This is a genomic window from Pseudomonas sp. USTB-Z, from assembly GCF_019691255.1.
GTDB classification, from domain to species: Bacteria; Pseudomonadota; Gammaproteobacteria; order Pseudomonadales; family Pseudomonadaceae; genus Aquipseudomonas; species Aquipseudomonas alloputida.
This window is the reverse complement of the sequence record NZ_JAECZP010000006.1, coordinates 200,466-219,845: the sequence shown is the minus strand read 5'-3', so window position 1 is coordinate 219,845 and position 19,380 is coordinate 200,466. Positions and strand designations below refer to the sequence as shown.

Here is a 19,380-nt window from a genome sequence, read left to right as displayed (position 1 = left end):
GTGTCAAAGAAGGATGTTTTACCCGCACAGGAAAGACTTAGATGCCTCAACGCCATGTCATCAATGCATCCGTCAGCCCCAAAGGCAGCCTGGAGACGCTGTCACAACGTGAAGTGCAGCAACTGAGTGAAGTCGGTACCGGTAGCCTTTACACACTGTTCCGCCAGTGCGCCCTGGCAATCCTCAACACTGGCGCCCATGTCGACAATGCCAAGACTATCCTTGAGGCCTACAAAGACTTCGAGGTGCGTATCCACCAACAGGACCGCGGCGTGCGCCTGGAGCTGCTGAACGCCCCGGCCGACGCCTTCGTCGATGGCGAAATGATCGCCAGCACCCGTGAAATGCTGTTCAGCGCCTTGCGCGACATCGTCTACACCGAAAGCGAGCTGGCCAGCCAGCGCATCGACCTGGAAAGCTCCCAGGGCATCACCGACTACGTTTTCCACCTGCTGCGCAACGCGCGTACCTTGCGCCCGGGCGTGGAGCCGAAGATGGTGGTGTGTTGGGGCGGCCACTCGATCAGCACCGAGGAATACCAGTACACCAAGAAGGTCGGCCACGAACTGGGCCTGCGCAAGCTGGATGTCTGCACCGGCTGCGGCCCGGGTGTGATGAAAGGCCCGATGAAGGGCGCCACCATCGCCCACGCCAAGCAACGCATGCATGGCAGCCGCTACCTGGGCCTGACCGAGCCTGGCATCATCGCCGCCGAGGCGCCCAACCCGATCGTCAACGAACTGGTGATCCTGCCAGACATCGAGAAGCGCCTGGAGGCCTTCGTGCGTGTCGGTCACGGCATCATCATCTTCCCGGGCGGTGCCGGCACGGCGGAGGAGTTCCTGTACCTGCTGGGCATCCTCATGCACCCGGACAACCACGACCTGCCGTTCCCGGTGGTGCTCACCGGCCCGCGCAGCGCCGAGCCTTATCTGCAACAGTTGCACGCTTTCGTCGGCGCCACGCTGGGTGAAGCGGCCCATCGCCTGTACGAAATCATCATTGATGACCCGGCGGAAGTCGCCCGGCACATGGTCGAAGGCCTCAAAGCGGTCAAGCAGTTCCGCCGCGAGCGCAACGATGCCTTCCACTTCAACTGGCTGCTGAAGATCGAGGAGAGCTTCCAGCGACCGTTCGACCCGACCCACCAGGCCATGGCCGACCTGGACTTGCGTCGCGAGCTGCCGCCCCATGAACTGGCGGCCAACCTGCGCCGGGCGTTTTCCGGGATTGTCGCAGGCAACGTCAAGGACAAAGGCATCCGCCTGATCGAGGAACATGGGCCGTATCAGATCCACGGTGACAGCGCCGTACTGGACCCGCTGGGCCGGCTGCTGCAGGCATTCGTCGACCAGCACCGGATGAAGCTGCCCGGCGGCGCGGCGTATGTACCGTGCTATCAGGTGGCAACCTGACCACGCTGCTTTACTGAGGACGGGCATGGATGCCCGTCAAACGCGGGGGCCGGGTGACGGGAGCGTCTGTACGGATCACCCACATGGGTTACATGAAAGCTCACCCATCTAGGTGACTCGCTCACTGCCGGAGTTCAACCACCGTCCGCTCGAAAAACCGAATGCTGTCGCGCCCCCCACGTTTGGACTGGTACAACGCCACATCCCCCTGCTCGATCAACGCCGCCAGGCTCGCCGGCGGCTGATCGAACACGTTGGCACCAATGCTCAAGGTAACCGCCTGGGGCGTAGGCACCGTCTTGTCGGCGTACTGCTGGAACTGCTCACGCAGCCCACTACCCAGTTCCATGACCCGTTCACTGCTGGCGCCACTGAGCAAGATGACGAATTCATCCCCGCCCAATCGCGCCGCCAGCGAGCGCTCGGGCAGCGCCGTCCGAATCATCTCGCTCAAGGCAATCAGCAAACGGTCGCCGGCGATATGCCCGTGCAGGTCGTTGACCAGTTTGAAGTTGTCGATGTCGATCAGTAGCAATGCCCCAGGTTGCGCCGGGCTCACGTCCTTGAAGAAATGCCCCGCCCGTACCTCCAGTGCACGCCGGTTGTACAGCGCAGTCAGCGGGTCACGGGCGGCCAGCCGGGCAATCCGCTCTTCACGCCGGTAACGTACGGTGCCGGTCATCGACAAGGCAATCAGCATGATCGCCATCGCGCCTTCCACCAGCGAAACCTGAATGATCAGCCCGCCAAAGGTCGCCAGGTCAATCAGCGTGCCTGGCGTGATCGCGATGGCCGCCTTGGCCACATAGAACAGCCCATGGATCAGCAACACATAGCGCAGCTGCACGGCCCCGACACTCAGGGATTTACCATGTGGCCGCAGCAGGAAACTGGCCTTGAGCGTCAGCGAGGCCACCAACAACGAGTTGACCATCAGCATCACCTTCGACCACTGCGGGCCCACGGGCAGCAGCAGCAAGGCGAACCAGACCAGCACGATCATCAACCAGGCACGTGACAAGCGCTCCTGGGTGAAGCGCAGCACGCCGATCAGGAAAAAAACGTGGGCCACCACCAGCAAGCCATTGGCGAACCAGATACCGATGAACAGCAAGCCGATCCCGCGCAACAATGCCAGAGTGCTACCAACCGTAATCGTGGCGAAACCCGCACTCCAGTAAAGCAACGAGGGTTCGCGCACACTCCGCCATTCAATCGCCAAATACAAGGCGGCCGCAGCGGCCAAAGCGACTGTAATAGTCAGCATCGTGGGTGGATCTAATGCCATATACGCATTGGCCTGTCTGGTTAACGGGAAAAGGCCCGACTGTCTGCGACCGTGATCACGTTTCAGAGGGGCCTTGCAGTGTTGCCTGCACATTGTAATCCAGCCCCTGACAAAGGGCCGTGGGCAGCAATATCATAATGACATCAATGCGCGGTGCGCACCACTCTGACCCTGTCGCTGGCTTGCTGGCGACAGGGCCCGTACAGGCGATGTCAGAGCACCCGCTTGATCAACGGTTCCAACCGGCTATAGCGCAACCGACGCAGAAACTTGCGCACTTGCTTGGGATGTTCGGCCTTCTCCCCCAGCGCCTCTGCCGAACCGATTCTCGGCGCAAAGCGCCGCAGTTCGCTCAACTCCGCTTCCCGTGGCGCCAGCCATTGCCCCTGCGGGTCGTCGATCAGCAGGCCGTTCTCAAGGTCCAGGTTGAACCCGCGCGGGTTCAGGTTGTTGCCGGTCAGCAGCGAATAACGCTGATCGATCCACACACCCTTGGCATGGAAGGTATGCCCCGGGTCGTTCCAGATGCGTACTTGCAGCTGGCCACTGGCAATCGCGGCGTGGCGGCGGCGGGCAAAGGCGCGCAGGTTGTCCTCATACAGATAGGGCAATGCACCACTGGCACTGAACGGCTCGCCAGGGGCGATGTAGAAGTCGTTGGCGGTGCGGTCACCGACAATCAGTTCCACCCCAACCCCCCGTGCCAGCGCATGGTCAAGTTCGCGCATCACGACCTGTGGCGGGTTGAAATACGGCGTACTGATGATGATCTGCGTGCGCGCCACTGCCAGCAAGGCGCACAGCGCCCGGTTCAGTGGATTGCCACGGCCCACACCCAGCAGCGGGATCACCTGCAAGCCCTGCCCCGTCATGCTGGCAGGTACCTCGTAGGCCATGCGTCGCAGCCGTGCGCGCAAACGCCGAATGTCGCCGCGCAGGCTGCGGGTGGAAGGTGGCGCCGGCAGGTCGAGGCGCGGTGTGGCGGTGTGGTGCAGCAAACGCTGCACCAGGCCGACCATGGCATCAGCCAGTGCCGGTGACTGGAACACGTGGTAGCGATCCAGGCGATAGCGGTCGAAACGATGCAGGTAGACGTTGTTCAGACTGGCGCCGGTGTAGATCACGCAATCGTCGATGATGCTGCCTTTAAGGTGCAACACCCCGAACAGTTCGCGGGTCTGCACTGGCACGCCATGGATCGCGATGTCCAGCCCGCGCAACTGACGCTGGGCCTGATACCAGGCGGCATTGCCCGGCTGACGCCCGGCCCCCAGCAGCCCGCGCCTGGCGCGGAACCAGTCGACCACGATGGTGATCTCCAGGCCTGGCCGCTCGGCCTTGGCCTGGTACAAGGCATCCAGGACTTCCTGGCCAGCCTCATCCTCCTGCAGGTACAGCGCGACAATAACGATGCGCCGAGTCGCCGTACGGATGCGCTCGAACAGGCAGGCGCGGTAAGCCCTGGCATCGGGCAGCACCTGGATCGCTTCGGGGGCCATGGCGTAGCCTGGCAAGCCCGCCAGCATGGTTTCGGGGTTCACTGACGCTCACCTTCTCTGTGCAATCACTGTCGGCCCAGCCAGCCGGCGAGGCCATTCCTGGCCGCTGCATCCGGGGTGTATGATCGACCCGGCAACGACCCATAACAACAAGAACCACGCGAGGCTCTGCTTTCTCACTGCCCCTGCCCAACCAGGCCTCAGCTTGCACAGGAACAGCGCAATGGTCCACCCCGCTTCTGCAAACCTATCGCCGTCTAGTGTAAAGAATTGTTCGGCAAAGACCTTTGGCTTCCTGATTTTGCCCAGTTTCACCACCATCGGCCTTGCGTCGGCGGTAGAGACCCTGCGCATGGCCAACCTGGCCGCGCGCAAGCCACTGTATCGCAGTGTGCTGATCGCCGCAGACGACGCGCCGGTGGTGGCCAGCAACGGCATGCGCGTACTGCCCGACTACAACATTACCAACGCCCCCGCGCTGGATGCCTTGTTGGTGGTCGGCGCCAACCCGATCGACCGAAGCCGTAGCAACCGCCCATTGATCGACTGGTTGCGCCAACTGGCCCGCCAGCGCTTGCCACTGGGCGGTATCTGCACCGGTAGCTACCTGCTGGCCAAGGCCGAATTGCTCAAGGGTTACCGCTGCACCATCCACTGGGAAGACCTGCCGACGTTGCAGGCACACTTCCCCGGTATCGTGATCTCCAGCCAGCTGTTCGAACTGGACCGCGACCGTTACACCTGCTCAGGCGGCGTGGCAGCCATGGACATGATGTTGCAACTGGTGGCCCGCGACACGGGCGGCCAGGACATCGCGGCCAAGGCCGCCGAGCTGTTGCTGTGCGACCGCGTACGCGGTGAGCGTGAGCGGCAGCGTGTGCCGCTGCGTACCCTGCTCGGCAGCGCCCAGCCCAAACTGAGCCAGGTGGTGGCGATCATGGAGGCCAATCTCGAGGAGCCGCTGGGGCTGGAGGAACTGGCCAGCCTCAACGACGTGACCGTGCGCCAATTGGAGCGGCTGTTCCACAAGTACCTGCAGCGCACGCCCAGCCAGTATTACCTGGAGCTGCGGCTATCACGGGCGCGGGAGTTACTGCTGCGCAGCGACGTGCAAGTGCGTGAGGTAGCGCTGGCCTGCGGCTTCAGTTCGCCTGCGCATTTTTCCAAGAGTTATAGCCGGTTCTTCGGGCTGTCGCCTTTAGGGGAGCGGCGGCAGGCCTCTCTCCACTGACGGGGGTCAGGTATTGGCATTGCTGGCCTCTTCGCGGGCAAGCCCGCGCCTACACGCACATCGGTGGTCCGCCACAGGCCGTTGTAGGAGCGGGCTTGCCCGCGAAGAGGTCAGTGCAGGTCAACTAATCTTCAAGGGCCGCGTGCGCCGTCTCCCGACACATCAGCATGGCCACCAGCGCCACCAGCGCTGCCGCCAGCAGGTATCCTGCCGGGGCCAGCTTGCTGCCCGTCACCTGAATCAGCCAGGTGGCAATGAACGGCGCAGTCCCGCCAAACAGCGAATTGGCCACATTGAAGCTCAGGGCAAACCCGCTGAAGCGCACCCGGGTCGGAAAGATTTCGGCCAGCAGGCACGGCAAGGTCCCATCGTTCATCGCCAGCATCGCACCGAAAAGGATCTGGATGGCCAGAATCACCAGCAGCGGCTGGCCGTCCAGCAGGCGAAACAACGGCACGGTCAACCCCAGGAACAACAACGAGGCCACCACCAGCATGGTCTTGCGACCAAACTGGTCGGACAGCCGCCCCATCAGGAAGATCAAGCCGATATAGGTGGCCAGCGACACCGTCGAGGCGATGAACGAATCCCGCTCGCTCATGCCCATTTCACTGGACAGGTAGGTCGGCATGTAACTGAGCAACAGGTAGAACGCAACCGCATTCAGGCAGGTGACACCCATGCCGATCGCCAGACTGCGCCGGTGCTGGCCCAGCAGTTCGCGCAGCGGCGTCGTGGCCATGCCGGCCTTGGTTTCCAGGCGCTGCTCCATCTCCAGGAACTTGGGCGTGTCCTGCAAGCTCATGCGGATATAGCGCCCTACCAGGCCGAACGGCGCCGCCAGCAGGAACGGCAGGCGCCAGCCCCATTCATGCAGGGCTTCACTGCTGAGCAGCTCATGCAGCACCGCAACGAACGCCGCACCGAACAACAACCCCGCCGCTGTGCTGGCCGGCACGATGCTGGTGTACAAGCCACGCCGCCCAGGCGGCGCGTACTCGGCCAGGAACGCAGCGGCCCCGGCGTACTCACCCGAGGCGGAAAACCCCTGTACCAGGCGGATCAGCAATAGCAAGGCCGGTGCCCACAGCCCGATCTGCGCATAGCCCGGCAACAAGCCGATGCAGAAGGTGGATACCGACATGATCAGGATCGACCACGACAACGCGTTGCGCCGACCGTGTCGGTCGCCGAAATGGCCCCAGACAATGCCGCCCAGCGGGCGTACCAGGAAAGACAACGCGAATACCGCGAAGGTAGCCAGCAGGCCGGTGGTCTTGTCAGTTTGCGGGAAGAAGGTGGCGGCGATGATGGTGGCCAGATAGCCGTAGGCGGCGTAGTCGAACCACTCGACGAAGTTGCCCATGAAGCTGGCCCGGGCGGCCTTGCGCAGCGCCTGGCGTTCGGCGTTGTGCGCGGGGCCGGCGATGGCGGATGGGTCTAGGGTGGTGCTGGACATGACGGGTACCCTCTGGTTCTTTTAATTGGAGGCAGGGTCTGGTGGTCATACGGGGATCTTGTTGTTGTCTGGGCCGGCCTTTTCGCGGGTGAACCCGCGCCTACGACAACGGTGAAATCTTTGTAGGAGCGGGCTTGCCCGCGAAGCAGCCGACGCCGATGCTTATTTGTGAATGATGTTGTGCTCCGGCCCATACGGGAACCTGGTGATGTTCTCGGCGCCGCTGTCGTTGACGATCAGGATGTCGTGCTCGCGATAACCGCCCGCCCCCGGCCGCCCTTCAGGCAGCATGATCATCGGCTCGATCGACACCACCATGCCCGGCTCCAGCACGGTATCGATGTCCTCGCGCAGCTCCAGCCCAGCCTCGCGGCCGTAGTAATGGCTGAGCGTGCCGAACGAATGGCCATACCCGAAGGTGCGGTACTGCAGCAGGTCGTGGCGCAGGAAGATCTCGTTCAGTTCGCGGGCGATATCGCTGCAGCGCATGCCCGGGCGCACCAGTTTCAGCCCGGCTTCGTGCACTTCGACGTTGGCCTGCCACAGGCGCAGGTACTCGTCCGGGCAGTGGTCAAGGAACAGGGTGCGCTCCAGCGCGGTGTAGTAGCCGGCGATCATGGGGAAACAGTTGAGGCTGAGGATCTCGCCCTTGCCCACACGGCGGCTGGTGACCGGATTGTGTGCGCCATCGGTGTTGAGCCCGGACTGGAACCAGGTCCAGGTGTCCATCAGCTCGGCGTCGGGGAAGCGTTTGGCAATTTCGCGCACCATCGCCTGGGTGGCATGCAGTGCCACCTCGTACTCGGGCACCTGCTCACGCAGGGCCTCGACCACTGCCGCCCCGCCGATGTCGGCCACCTGTGCACCGTGACGGATAAGTGCCTGCTCCTCGGCCGACTTGATCATGCGCATACGCATGCACGGCGCAGCGATGTCCACCAGCTCGGCCTTGGGGTAGCAGGCGGCGAGTTTGCCGTGGTTCTGCAGGTTCAGGTGGTCGTACTCCACGCCGATGCGCGAGGCCAGCGGCAACGCCTGCTGGATGGCGACGAAATAGTTGTCGCGCTGCCAGTCGGTGTAGACGATGTTGTCAGTACCGACAGTGCGCCGCCAAGGTTGCCCGCCGTCGATGTTGGCACTGATCGAGACCACCTTGTCCTGGGTGATCACCAGCGCATAGGGGCGGCCGAACGAGCAGTAGAGGAAATCGCTGTAGTAGTTGACGTTGTGGTACGAGGTGAAGATTGCCGCCTCAATGTCCTGCTCGGCCATATAGGCCCGCAGCCGGGCGTGGCGAGCAGCGTATTCCTGAGCGGAGAAGGTTGGTTGTACCTTGTCGCCATTGCGAATTTTCAGGGTCTTGGGCATTTGCATGGTCGGGGTTCCTTGTCGTTGTGAGCACGCTGTTCAGGCCGGCCGCCTGAGAAGCATTGCAACAGAACCGACGAGGACACTTTTGTATCTATCCGACCTGGAATTGGCGGGATAACCACTGGCCAAGGGGGCGCTGAGCGCGCCCCCCGCCAGGCAACGCTATTTCAAATCAAAGCGGTCCAGCTCCATGACCTTCTGCCAGGCGGCCACAAAGTCGCGGACAAACTTGTCACCCCCATCACTGCTGCCATACACCTCGCTCAACGCCCGCAACTGGGCATGCGAACCGAACACCAGATCGACCCGGCTACCGCTCCACTTCACCTGCCCGGTCTTGCGGTCGCGGCCTTCGAAGGTTTCGTTGTCCGCTGAGGTCGGTTTCCACTCCACGCTCATATCCAGCAAGTTGCGGAAGAAGTCGTTGCTCAGCGTCCCCGGCTTGTCGGTGAACACGCCGAGGTTGCTGCCACCATGGTTGGCACCGAGCACCCGCAGGCCACCGATCAGCACGGTCAGCTCCGGCGCGGTCAGGGTCAGCAACTGCGCCTTGTCCAGCAACAGTTTCTCGGCCTTGACGCTGTAGCGTGCCTTGGTGAAGTTGCGGAAGCCGTCGGCCAGCGGTTCCAGCACGGCGAACGACTCGACGTCGGTCTGCTCCTGGGACGCATCGACTCGGCCCGGGCGGAACCCTACGCTGCCGCTGTAACCCGCATCCTTGGCAGCTTTTTCGACTGCCGCGGTACCAGCCAGCACGATCAGGTCGGCCAGGGAAACCTTTTTGCCGCCGTTGTTGAACTCGCCCCGGATCTTCTCCAATGCCGCCAGCACCTTGTCCACGCCCTGGTTTGCAGCCCAGTCCTTCTGTGGCGCCAAGCGCAAACGTGCGCCGTTGGCACCACCGCGCTTGTCGGAGCCGCGGAAGGTCGACGCGGATGCCCAGGCGGTGGAGACCAGTTCGCCCACGCTCAAACCCGAGGCCAGGATCCTGGACTTGAGGGTCGCGATGTCTTGCTCGCTGATCGTGGATGGGTCAGCTTTGGGCAACGGGTCTTGCCACAGCAACTCTTCATTGGGCATTTCCGGGCCCAGATAGCGCGCCAGCGGGCCCATGTCGCGGTGGATCAGCTTGTACCATGCACGGGCAAAAGCATCCGCCAGCTGGTCAGGGTTTTCTTTGAAGCGGCGAGCGATTGGCTCGTAAATGGGGTCGAAACGCAATGCCAGGTCGGAGGTCAACATCGACGGTGCGTGCTTTTTACCGGGATCGTGTGCATCGGGCACCGTGCCTGCGCCTTTGCCGTCTTTCGGCCGCCACTGGTGCGCGCCGGCCGGGCTTTTGGTCAGCTCCCACTCAAAGTCGAACAGGTTATTCAGGTACTCGTTGCCCCACCGGGTCGGGGTGGAGGTCCAGGTCACTTCCAGGCCGCTGGTGATGGTATCCCCGCCTTTGCCGGAGCCAAACGTGTTGTGCCAGCCCAGGCCCTGCATCTCCAGGCCTGCCGCTTCCGGCTCGGGGCCGACGTTGTCGGCGGGGCCGGCACCATGGGTCTTGCCGAACGCGTGACCACCGGCGATCAAGGCCACGGTTTCTTCATCGTTCATGGCCATGCGGCCAAAGGTTTCACGGATGTCCTTGCCCGAGGCCACGGGGTCGGGGTTACCTTCCGGGCCTTCCGGGTTCACGTAGATCAGGCCCATCTGCACGGCGGCCAGCGGGTTTTCCAGGTTACGCTCGGCCGACAGGTCGCGATTCTGCTCTTCACCATGCTTGGCCGGCTCGGCCACCAGGTCACCCTGCCCCGGCGGCTGCGCCTTGACCTGTTCCTTGCCGTAACGGGTATCGCCGCCCAGCCAGACCTTTTCCGACCCCCAGTACACGTCTTCGTCCGGCTCCCACACATCGGCACGCCCGCCGGAGAAGCCGAAGGTCTTGAAGCCCATGGACTCGAGGGCAACATTACCGGTGAGTACGATCAGGTCGGCCCAGGAAATCTTGTTGCCGTACTTCTGCTTGATCGGCCACAGCAGGCGCCGAGCCTTGTCCAGGCTGACGTTGTCCGGCCAGCTGTTGAGCGGGGCGAAGCGTTGCTGGCCAGAGCCCGCACCACCGCGGCCATCACCAATGCGGTAGGTGCCCGCGCTGTGCCAGGCCATGCGGATGAACAGCGGGCCGTAGTGGCCAAAGTCGGCCGGCCACCAATCCTGCGAGTCGGTCATCAGGGCAGTCAGGTCTTTCTTCAGGGCCTGGAAGTCGAGGCTCTTGAACGCCTTGGCATAGTCGAAGTCCGGGTCGGGGCTGGACTTGGAGGAATGCTGGTGAAGAATTCTCAGGTTGAGCTGGTCAGGCCACCAGTCACGGTTGGTGGTGCCGCCACCTGCGGTTTGATGGAACGGGCATTTCGATTCGTTCGACATCTGCGGGTACCTTTGGGTCGGTTATCCAGATTTCCGGTCTATGCCAGTGTTCTTTCAGCCGAGCGGGTGGGCTCGTACTACCCCTCATCAGGTGTACACGGGGCTTGCGAAGCTGTCACGGCGGGGGGACACGGTCTTGCACGCAGGTGCTGACGCGCTGCCCTGTCGCGGAATTCGCGGGGCCACGTGAAAGACTAGCCGAGCTTGGGCAGAGTTCTAATAGAGTGGCTGTTGGAGCCTGATAGGCTGACTCTGTCAGGCGCAGGCCGGCACATCCATACAAGGCACAGGGCCCTGCACCCTGCTTCAATACACAGCCATACCCTTTGCCCAGGACGCCGAGCCCTCATGAACCGCAATGACCTGCGCCGCGTCGACATGAACCTGCTGGTACTGTTCGAAGCCCTGATGATCGAACGCAACCTGACCCGCGTGGGTGAAAAGCTGTTTATCACCCAATCCACCGTCAGCGCCGCCCTCGCCCGCCTGCGCGAGCTGTTCGACGACCCGCTGCTGATCCGCAGCGGCCGGGCCATGGAACCCACCCCACGGGCCATGCAGATCTTTGCTGAACTGGGCCCGGCCATGGACGTGATTTCCGCTGCCATCAGCCGCGCCCGCGAGTTTGACCCGGCCAACAGCTGCAACGTGTTCCGCCTGGGCCTTTCTGACGATGCTGAGTTCGGCCTGTTTCCGGCCCTGCTGCAGGCCCTGCGTGAAGAAGCCCCCGCCATTAGCGTGGTAGTGCGGCGAGCCAATTTCCTGCTGATGCCGGGCCTTCTTGCCAGCGGCGAGATCTCGGTAGGTGTGAGCTATACCACCGACCTGCCGGCCACCGCCAAACGCCGCAAGCTGCGCGACATCGGTGTACGGGTGCTGCGCGCCGACGACCGCCCGGGGCCGCTGACCCTCGACGAATACTGCGCCCGCCCGCACGTAATGGTGTCGTTTTCCGGTGACATGAGCGGCAACATCGACCTCGACCTGGCACGCATCGGTCGCTGCCGCAAGGTGGTGCTGGCGGTGCCGCAGTTCGGTAGCCTGCGCGCCCTGCTGCGCAACACCGAGCTGATCGCCACGGTGCCGGACTATGCCGCTTGTGCCCTCGCCGACGACGGCAGCCTGCGCGCCGACCCGGCGCCGTTCGACATCACCGAGGCCGAGCTGTCGATGGTCTGGAGCGGCGCCCAGGACAACGACCCCGCCGAGCGCTGGCTGCGCGACCGCATCCTGCAGTTCATGGCCACGCCGTGATGCCCGCTTCGCAGCACAACGCTGTTGCTACCGGCCGTAAAGCCTGAAGTACGCAACTGCTATTTGCTGCGCTGCATCCACGCTGCGCCAAGCCCACTGAGGCAGATCACCAAAATCCCCACCAGGCTCAGGGTATCCGGCACCTGGCTGTACACCACGAAGCCAAGCAACCCGGCAAACACGATCTGGCAATAGCTGAACGGGGCCAGCAACGCCGGCGCTGCATGGCGGAAGGCCTGGGTCAGCAGCAGGTGCGCAGTCATGCCAAAGCCGCCCAGTGCCAGCATCAACAGGGCATGGTCCCAGCGCGGCACTTCCCAGAAGAACGGCACCAGCGCACTCATTGCCAAGGTGTTGCACAGCCCCGCGTAGAAGTTGCTGGTGGTCGGGCTGTCATGCGCCGCCAGAATCCGCGTCAGCAACTGATAGAAGCAGAAGCCCAACGCCGAACCGAACGGATACAGAATGGCCGGGGTAAACATCGCCCCACCCGGGTGCACCACCACCAGCACGCCGATAAAGCCCATGACCACCGCCACCCACTGCCCCACTGTCACTCGCTCTTTGAGCAGCGGCGCCGACAGCGCGGTGACCAGCACCGGGGCAAGGAAGTTGACGGCCGTGGCCTCGGCCAGTGGCAGGTATTGCAAACCGGTCGTGAACAGCAGGCTGGTGCTCAGCAGGCTCAGGGCCCGCAGGGTCTGCAGTACCGGCCGACGTGTGCGCAATACATTGAGCCCAGACTTGGGCAGGAAGATACCGGCCATCAGCAGCGTGTGCACCACATAACGCGCCCACACCACCATGACTATCGGGTACAGGCCACCCAGGAATTTGGACAAGGCATCGTGGCTGGCAAACAGGAACGTCGCCACCACCACCAAAGCGATGCCACGCAGGGGTTGGTTGACGCCGGACAGCGGTGTGCTGGAACTCATGGCTCTCTCGATGACGGCGCGGCAACATGCCCCGCCCAAGGAAGACCGCGCAGGCATTGCCTGGCGGATGTAACAGCTGGGATTCTAGAAGAGATGCCGCAGCATAAGGAAGTTCATTTGCCGCTTGCCCCGGCCAAGTGCAATTTCTGTTCGGTGATCGACCACTTTTCACCTTGTAAGCATGGCCCGTGCACTGTCGATCGCCGACCATCGACCGACCCCTGCCCACCCTACAAGGAATTTACATGCAAAGGCTCAGCACCCGCACCGGCCTGGACCTGCCCGCCATCGGCCTGGGCACCTGGCCAATGACCGGCAGTGAATGCACCCAGGCCGTGCGCCAGGCACTGGACGTGGGTTACCGGCATATCGACACTGCCACCGCCTACGAAAACGAAGCAGCCGTTGGCCAGGCGCTGCGCGACAGCGACGTGCCACGCGAGCAGATCCACCTGACCACCAAGGTCTGGTGGGACCGCCTGGAGCCCAACGCCATGCGTCAGTCGCTGGAAGACAGCCTGCGTGCGCTGGGTACCGAACAGGTCGACCTGTTCCACATCCACTGGCCAGGCAAAGACTGGGACCTGGCCCGCAGCATCGACACCTTGGTAGCCCTGCGTGACGAAGGCAAGGCGCGCCACATTGGCGTGGCCAACTTCCCGTTGGGGTTACTGCACCAGGTGGTGGAAACCCTGGGCGCGCCGTTGTCGGCGATCCAGGTGGAATACCATGTTCTGCTCAGCCAGCAACCGCTACTCGACTTCGCTCGCCGCCATGACCTATTGCTCACCGCCTACACCCCGCTGGCGCGCGGCCAGGCAGCGGCGCAGCCAGTGATCCAGGCGATTGCCCGCAAGCATGGCGTACTGCCCAGCCAGGTCGCGCTGAAATGGCTGCTGGACCAGGACGGCGTGGCGGCGATCCCCAAAGCCAGCAGCCGCGAAAATCAGCTGGCCAACCTGGCTGCGTTGACCGTGCAGCTGGATGACGAAGACCGCGCAGCCATTGCCGGGCTGCCGAAAGACCAGCGCGTGGTTAGCCCGCCGTTTGCCCCGGACTGGAACAGCTGAGGCCGCGCCTGCCAGGGGCCGCGCAAACCATTATGCTTGCGTGATGACCTGCTTCAACCGCTCGCTCGCCGGTGCCGGCCGCCCGTAAAAGTAGCCCTGGAAGTGCGAACAGCCTTCCGCCGCGAGCCGGCGCATCTGCTCCTCCGACTCCACGCCTTCGGCCGTGGTCTTGATCATCAGGCTGTTGGACAGCTCGGTAATGGCGCGAATGATCGACATGGCCTCGCGGCTGTCGCACATGTCATGCACGAACGACTTGTCGATCTTGATCCGGTCGAACGGGAACGAACGCAGGTAACCCAACGATGAGTAGCCGGTACCAAAGTCATCCAGTGAAATGGACACGCCCAGGTCTTTCAGCGCGCGCAAGGTGCGCACGTTTTCCTCGCTGTTGCCCAGCAGTACCGACTCGGTAATTTCCAGCTCCAGCCGCTGCGGCGGCAGGCCCGAGTCGGCCAGCGCGAGGGCGACGGTATGCACCAGATCGCCGTTCTTGAACTGCACCGCCGACAGGTTGACCGACACCGTCTGCTCACTGTCCCAACTGGCCGCCTCCTGGCAAGCCAGATTCAGCGCACGGTTGCCCAGCTCGTGGATCAACCCGGTTTCTTCGGCAATGGGAATGAAGTCCATCGGCATGACCATGCCACGGGTCGGGTGTTCCCAGCGCAGCAGCGCCTCATAACCGGTAACGCTTCTGGTCTGATGATCGACTACCGGCTGGTAGTGCAGCTGCAACTGCCCCAGGTGCAGCGCTGTGCGCAGGTCGGTTTCCACCAGGCGGCGCTGGCGGGCGGCAACGTCCAGTTCGACATCAAAGCATTCATAACGATTACGGCCGTTACGCTTGGCTTGGTACAGGGCCATGTCGGCGTAACCCAACAGTTGCTCTGCCTGGTCATTGTCATCAGGCGCGATGGCGATGCCGATGCTCACCCCCACTACGAACTGATGCCCTTCGATCTGGAATGGCGGGCTGATGGCCTTGATCAGGCGCTGCGCGGTGTTACACGCGGCATCCCGCCCCTCCAGGCCCGTCAGCACCACGGCAAACTCGTCGCCCCCCAGGCGGGCCAAGGTGTCGTGCTCACGCAGTTCGCGGCGCAGACGCTTGCCCAACTCGCGTAGCAACTTGTCACCAAACGCATGGCCAAGGGAGTCGTTGATGTTCTTGAAGTTGTCCAGGTCCAGGCACAGGGCAGCCGTCAGCTTGGCGTTTTCGCTGCCGCGCAACAGGGCCTGGCGTAGCCGTTCGTGGAACAGCGTACGGTTGGGCAGCCCGGTGAGCGCGTCATGGTGCGCCATGTGATGGATCTGCGCATGGGCGGCCAGCTCTTCGGTGGCGTCTTCAGCCACGAACAACACGTAATCGGCCTGCCCCTCGCGGCTCTGGCTGAGCAGGGTACGGCTGCGCAGGGTGCGAGGGCCACGGGCGGTCTCGACGCGCGTTTCGGCGGCGTGTCCCTTGGTGCTGCGGGCACCCCGCACGAATTGCTGCTCCAGGTAGTCACCGGCAGCCGGCGCCAGGCATTCCTTGGGCAACTGGCCGATCATGCTGCGCTGCGGCCCGCCGAACAGGCGTTCGGCCTGCTGGTTGGCCAACAAGATGCGCTGGCTTTCCAGGTCCTGGACGATGACGCTCGCGGGAATGTTGGCAATCACCGAATCGAGAAACTGCGAAAGCTTGGCCATTTCCTGGCTGTACTGCTCGGCCAGCTCTTTGGCCTGCAGCAGTTCGAGCTCCTGGCGGTGGCGTTCGGAAATGTCGCGGGTGACCTTGGCGAAACCCACCAGTTGCCCGGTATCGTCGTACACCGCTTCGATGACCACATGGGCGTGGAAGACCGTCCCGTCCTTGCGCAGGCGTGCGCCCGTTTCTTCAAAGCGTCCGGTGCTGCGCGCCTGCTCCAGGTTTAGCGCCGGCAACCCGGCTACGCGCTCGGCATCGGTGTAGAACAACGAGTAATGCTGGCCGACGATTTCCTCGGCACGGTACCCCTTGGCGCGCTGGGCGCCGGGGTTCCAGTTGGCGACGATACCTTCAGGGGTGAGCAGGTAGATGGCATAATCCACCACGCTCTGGATCAACAGCCGGTACATGATGTCGGGGTTTGCTGCGAGCGACATGAACTTTACCTGAACCTTCGAAGCGCATGAAAAGGGACCCCGGCAAGCGGCGGCCGGGTCTTGGAAAGCAATGGTGGCATTATGCCGCTCGTGAGCATTTTGTGAAGCACATCACAAAAATGGCGCTATCCCTTATCCGCACCAACGAAAAGGCGCCCCCTCAATGGCGGGTGCCGGTCACCAGGAAATTGAGCAAGTCCGGCTCATCCCCCAAGGCGATAGCCTGCGCCGGCCGCGGCAGGCTCGCCAGCACGGCATTGCAGAAAGCCACGGCGGGCAGATCCTGTGCGTAGCAACGCAGCAGCCAGTCACCCTCGCCACTCAGCAACTGCAACGCCACCGCTTGGCCGATGCCCTGGCGACGGTACTTCTTCAAAATAAACAGGTCGGCAAGTTCCTGCGCATCGATGCCAGGCAGTTCGCTGCGCTCGACCAGGACGAAGCCGGCGATGAATCCGTCCACCAGCACCAGATACGCGCCCCAGCCGTCGTCCTGCCAGTAGCGTTGCAGGTGCTCCTCGTGGATGTAGAAACGGCCATCCGTCTCGACGTCTTCCTGCTCCCAGTCGGAGGACTCGTAGCAATAGAACTGGTAGAGATTGCGGATCAGCGAAGCCTGGTCGAGGGTGGTTGGCAGCAGCGCGATGGGGAGCATGGTGTGGGAGGCCTGAACAAAAAGACGATTCTAGATCACCCGCCCCTGGCGACAAAAAGCCCGGGACCTCCCCGCACGGAAAGCCCCAGGCAAAATCACAGTGACATAACCTTGAACTCAGCCCTCCTGCAACGCCCGCGGCCGATGGCTTCGCGCCTCGGCGTCAGGCGACTTGGCACCCTGTAAGCGGAAGTCGAATGACAACTCGGCAAAGCGCTCTGCTTGCACGCCGCGGTCGCGCGCCGCCGCCGCATCCTCGACAAAACGCAGTTCGCCGATCAGCCCGTCACGGGTGGCATAGGCAAAGTCGTCCCACAGGTACTTGTCGCCCGCAAAGTTGATCTGCGTAGTCAGGTGGCGGTGCCCCGGTGCCGAGATGAAGAAGTGCACGTGCGCCGGGCGCTGGCCATGGCGGCCGAGCAGGTCCAGGCATTCCTGGGTTGGCCCCTGCGGGTCGCAGCCATATCCCGACGGCACGATCGAGCGAGCGCGATAACGGCCCTCGGCATCGGTAATGATACGCCGACGCAGGTTGAACTCGGACTGTGTCGAATCGAAGTACGAATAGGTGCCCTGGGTGTTGGCGTGCCACAGGTCGACGGTGGCACCGGCCAACGGTTTGCCGTCGGCATCGAACACCCGGCCCTGAAGGAACATCACCACGCCTGGGTCAGTGCCGTCGTCCATGCGCACTTCGCCCTCTGCCAGCGGCGCCCCGGCAACGTACAACGGGCCTTCGATGGTGCGCGGGGTGCCGCCGCCAAGGCCGGCTTCGGCATCCTTGGCATCCTGCAGCAGGTCGAGGAAGTGCTCGATGCCCAGGCCAGCAGCCAGCAGGCCTGCCTCGTTACGGCCGCCCAGGCGGTTGAGGTAGTCCACGGCGTGCCAGAACTCGTCCTCGGTGATGTCCAGGTCTTCGACCAGGCGAGCGGTGTCTTGCAGCACACGCAGAATGATCTGCTTGAAGCGCGGGTTTCCTTCGGCATGGTCCAGGCCAGCCACCCGGTTGAAGAAGGCTTGAATGTCGGCAGTGTGGGAAATTTTCACGGTCATCGTGCTTACCTCGTATTGTTCTTGTCAGGCATACAGGTGCGAATCAGCGATCGTCGCTGTGAATAGACGAGGGATGCCGACACAGGCCGTCGACCTCAATGTCCATGTACGGGAACAGCGGCAGCTGCATCAGCGTGTCATGCAACGCCTCGACGCTGGGCACATCGAACACGCTGTAGTTGGCGTAATGCCCGGCAATGCGCCACAGGTGGCGCCAGGTGCCTTCGCGCTGCAGGCGCTGGGCCAGTTCCTTTTCATCGGCCTTGAGCTGGGCGGCCTTGGCCGGGTCCATGTCGACCGGTAGCTTCACGGTCATCTTCACGTGGAACAACATGGTTATCTCCTTGCTTGTCAGCGACGAGCGAAGCGCGCCAGGCGCTGTTCGTCCAATGTCAGGCCCAGGCCTGGGGTATGGGGGATGTGCAGCTGGAAGTCGCGGTATTGCGGCGGCTCGTTGACGATCTCCTCGGTCAGCAGCAGCGGCCCGAACAGCTCTGTACCCCAGGTGAGCTGGCGCAGGGTGAGGAATGCGTGGGCCGAAGCCAGGGTGCCGATCGAACCTTCGAGCATGGTGCCGCCGTACAAGGCAATGCCAGCGGCCTCGGCGATCTGTGCAGTGCGCAGCACCGCGCGCGGGCCACCATTCTTGGCGATTTTCAGGGCGAAGATGCTGGCGGCGCCGTCGGCGGCCAGGCTGAAGGCGTCCTCGACGCTTTCGATCGACTCATCGGCCATGATCGGTGCCGGGCTGCGCTGGTTCAGGCGCACCTGGCCACCGCGGTTGATGCGCGAGATCGGCTGCTCGATCAGGTCGATGCCGTTGTCGCCCAATACCTGGCAGGCGCGGAGGGCCTGGGACTCGTCCCAGTACTGATTGACGTCGACCCGCACGCTGGCGCTGTCACCCAGCTCGCGCTTGATCGCGACCACGTGCTTGAGGTCCTGCGCCACCGGGTTGGCGCCGATTTTCAGCTTGAACACGCGGTGCCGGCGAATGTCCAGCATGTGCTGGGCTTCGGCGATGTCGCGGGCGGTGTCGCCGCTGGCCAGGGTCCAGGCCACCTCCAGGCTGTCACGCACGCGGCCCCCCAGCAGTTCGCTGACCGGCAGGCCCAGGCGTTTGCCCTGGGCGTCGAGCAAGGCGCTTTCGATGCCGGACTTGGCGAAGGTGTTGCCCTTGGCCAGCTTGTCCAGCTTGAGCATGGCGGCATTGATGTTGTCTGCCGGTAGGCCGATCAGCGCCGGGGCGAGGTACGCGTCGATGTTCGCCTTGATGCCTTCGGGGCTTTCGTAGCCATACGCCAGGCCACCGATGGTGGTGGCTTCACCGATGCCTTCCACGCCATCACTGCAGCGCAGTCGCAATACCACCAGGGTCTGCTGCTGCATGGTGTGCATCGCCAGCTTGTGCGGGCGAATGGTCGGGAGATCGACGATAATTGCATCTATGTGTTCAATCAGCGCGCTTGTCATTGTTGCCAGGTCCCGTCAGGTCGGGCTTACAGTCGTAGGCCCGAGTGATGCGTTTACTTGATTGTTGAAGGATTGCGCGAGACCCTGACGACCGTCCAATATCAAATGAATCTCCCACCATACCCTGGA

General features: G+C 63.1%; 15 protein-coding genes. 4 read left to right on the top strand and 11 right to left on the bottom strand.

Annotation, left to right across the window (positions count from 1 at the left end; genetic code table 11):
• Positions 1–41 precede the first annotated feature (41 nt).
• Positions 42–1,415 carry a nucleotide 5'-monophosphate nucleosidase PpnN gene (gene ppnN / locus I8746_RS09820; protein ID WP_003256095.1) on the top strand — a complete coding sequence of 458 codons (1,374 nt, stop codon included), beginning with the start codon at positions 42–44 and terminating at the stop codon, positions 1,413–1,415.
• 121 nt (positions 1,416–1,536) lie between these two features.
• On the opposite strand, the gene I8746_RS09815 is transcribed toward ppnN, so the two are convergent.
• A complete protein-coding gene (locus I8746_RS09815; protein ID WP_014756257.1) occupies positions 1,537–2,682 on the bottom strand; it encodes a GGDEF domain-containing protein in 1,146 nt (381 codons plus the stop codon).
• A gap of 233 nt (positions 2,683–2,915) precedes the next feature.
• The gene (gene pssA / locus I8746_RS09810) at positions 2,916–4,244 is read right to left on the bottom strand and encodes a CDP-diacylglycerol--serine O-phosphatidyltransferase (RefSeq protein ID WP_003256098.1); all 1,329 of its coding nucleotides are present in this window, start codon (positions 4,242–4,244) and stop codon (positions 2,916–2,918) included.
• 181 nt (positions 4,245–4,425) lie between these two features.
• Here pssA and I8746_RS09805 point away from each other — a divergent pair, with 181 nt between their 5' ends.
• Entirely contained in the window at positions 4,426–5,433 is a 1,008-nt protein-coding gene (locus I8746_RS09805; RefSeq protein WP_012051992.1) for a GlxA family transcriptional regulator, read from the top strand.
• A 124-nt stretch (positions 5,434–5,557) separates the two neighbouring features.
• Here I8746_RS09805 and I8746_RS09800 read toward each other — a convergent pair whose 3' ends face one another.
• The 3 genes from I8746_RS09800 to katG all read right to left on the bottom strand — a co-directional run bounded on the left by I8746_RS09800 (position 5,558) and on the right by katG (position 10,681).
• Complete coding sequence (locus I8746_RS09800) at positions 5,558–6,892, bottom strand: MFS transporter (protein ID WP_012051991.1); 1,335 nt, start codon at positions 6,890–6,892, stop codon at positions 5,558–5,560.
• A gap of 162 nt (positions 6,893–7,054) precedes the next feature.
• Entirely contained in the window at positions 7,055–8,266 is a 1,212-nt protein-coding gene (locus tag I8746_RS09795) for a M24 family metallopeptidase (protein WP_014756254.1), read from the bottom strand.
• 159 nt (positions 8,267–8,425) lie between these two features.
• Positions 8,426–10,681: a catalase/peroxidase HPI gene (gene katG, locus I8746_RS09790; protein WP_221100564.1), complete on the bottom strand. Its 2,256-nt coding sequence runs from the start codon at positions 10,679–10,681 to the stop codon at positions 8,426–8,428.
• A 348-nt stretch (positions 10,682–11,029) separates the two neighbouring features.
• Here katG and I8746_RS09785 point away from each other — a divergent pair, with 348 nt between their 5' ends.
• Complete coding sequence (locus I8746_RS09785) at positions 11,030–11,935, top strand: LysR family transcriptional regulator (RefSeq protein ID WP_012051988.1); 906 nt, start codon at positions 11,030–11,032, stop codon at positions 11,933–11,935.
• A gap of 59 nt (positions 11,936–11,994) precedes the next feature.
• On the opposite strand, the gene I8746_RS09780 is transcribed toward I8746_RS09785, so the two are convergent.
• Positions 11,995–12,873, bottom strand: a complete 879-nt coding sequence (locus tag I8746_RS09780) for a DMT family transporter (protein ID WP_003256106.1) — start codon at positions 12,871–12,873, stop codon at positions 11,995–11,997.
• A gap of 245 nt (positions 12,874–13,118) precedes the next feature.
• Between I8746_RS09780 and I8746_RS09775 the strand changes: the two genes are divergently transcribed.
• Positions 13,119–13,943: an aldo/keto reductase gene (locus I8746_RS09775; protein WP_088512324.1), complete on the top strand. Its 825-nt coding sequence runs from the start codon at positions 13,119–13,121 to the stop codon at positions 13,941–13,943.
• 30 nt (positions 13,944–13,973) lie between these two features.
• Here the strand turns inward: I8746_RS09775 and I8746_RS09770 are convergent, their stop codons facing one another.
• The 5 genes from I8746_RS09770 to I8746_RS09750 all read right to left on the bottom strand — a co-directional run bounded on the left by I8746_RS09770 (position 13,974) and on the right by I8746_RS09750 (position 19,251).
• Entirely contained in the window at positions 13,974–16,070 is a 2,097-nt protein-coding gene (locus I8746_RS09770; protein WP_014756249.1) for a bifunctional diguanylate cyclase/phosphodiesterase, read from the bottom strand.
• A gap of 160 nt (positions 16,071–16,230) precedes the next feature.
• Positions 16,231–16,725 carry a GNAT family N-acetyltransferase gene (locus I8746_RS09765; RefSeq protein WP_014756248.1) on the bottom strand — a complete coding sequence of 165 codons (495 nt, stop codon included), beginning with the start codon at positions 16,723–16,725 and terminating at the stop codon, positions 16,231–16,233.
• A 117-nt stretch (positions 16,726–16,842) separates the two neighbouring features.
• Entirely contained in the window at positions 16,843–17,778 is a 936-nt protein-coding gene (gene catA / locus I8746_RS09760) for a catechol 1,2-dioxygenase (RefSeq protein ID WP_014756247.1), read from the bottom strand.
• 43 nt (positions 17,779–17,821) lie between these two features.
• Complete coding sequence (gene catC / locus I8746_RS09755; RefSeq protein WP_003256111.1) at positions 17,822–18,112, bottom strand: muconolactone Delta-isomerase; 291 nt, start codon at positions 18,110–18,112, stop codon at positions 17,822–17,824.
• Between the two features lie 17 nt (positions 18,113–18,129).
• Complete coding sequence (locus tag I8746_RS09750; RefSeq protein WP_003256112.1) at positions 18,130–19,251, bottom strand: muconate cycloisomerase family protein; 1,122 nt, start codon at positions 19,249–19,251, stop codon at positions 18,130–18,132.
• Positions 19,252–19,380 lie beyond the last annotated feature (129 nt).

Coding starts and splice junctions, on each gene's coding strand:
- ppnN (WP_003256095.1), top strand. CDS start 42: ATGCCTCAACGCCATGTCATCAATGCATCCGTCAGCCCCAAAGGCAGC.
- I8746_RS09815 (WP_014756257.1), bottom strand. CDS start 2,682: ATGCTGACTATTACAGTCGCTTTGGCCGCTGCGGCCGCCTTGTATTTG.
- I8746_RS09805 (WP_012051992.1), top strand. CDS start 4,426: ATGGTCCACCCCGCTTCTGCAAACCTATCGCCGTCTAGTGTAAAGAAT.
- I8746_RS09800 (WP_012051991.1), bottom strand. CDS start 6,892: ATGTCCAGCACCACCCTAGACCCATCCGCCATCGCCGGCCCCGCGCAC.
- I8746_RS09795 (WP_014756254.1), bottom strand. CDS start 8,266: ATGCAAATGCCCAAGACCCTGAAAATTCGCAATGGCGACAAGGTACAA.
- katG (WP_221100564.1), bottom strand. CDS start 10,681: ATGTCGAACGAATCGAAATGCCCGTTCCATCAAACCGCAGGTGGCGGC.
- I8746_RS09785 (WP_012051988.1), top strand. CDS start 11,030: ATGAACCGCAATGACCTGCGCCGCGTCGACATGAACCTGCTGGTACTG.
- I8746_RS09780 (WP_003256106.1), bottom strand. CDS start 12,873: ATGAGTTCCAGCACACCGCTGTCCGGCGTCAACCAACCCCTGCGTGGC.
- I8746_RS09775 (WP_088512324.1), top strand. CDS start 13,119: ATGCAAAGGCTCAGCACCCGCACCGGCCTGGACCTGCCCGCCATCGGC.
- I8746_RS09770 (WP_014756249.1), bottom strand. CDS start 16,070: ATGTCGCTCGCAGCAAACCCCGACATCATGTACCGGCTGTTGATCCAG.
- I8746_RS09765 (WP_014756248.1), bottom strand. CDS start 16,725: ATGCTCCCCATCGCGCTGCTGCCAACCACCCTCGACCAGGCTTCGCTG.
- catA (WP_014756247.1), bottom strand. CDS start 17,778: ATGACCGTGAAAATTTCCCACACTGCCGACATTCAAGCCTTCTTCAAC.
- catC (WP_003256111.1), bottom strand. CDS start 18,112: ATGTTGTTCCACGTGAAGATGACCGTGAAGCTACCGGTCGACATGGAC.
- I8746_RS09750 (WP_003256112.1), bottom strand. CDS start 19,251: ATGACAAGCGCGCTGATTGAACACATAGATGCAATTATCGTCGATCTC.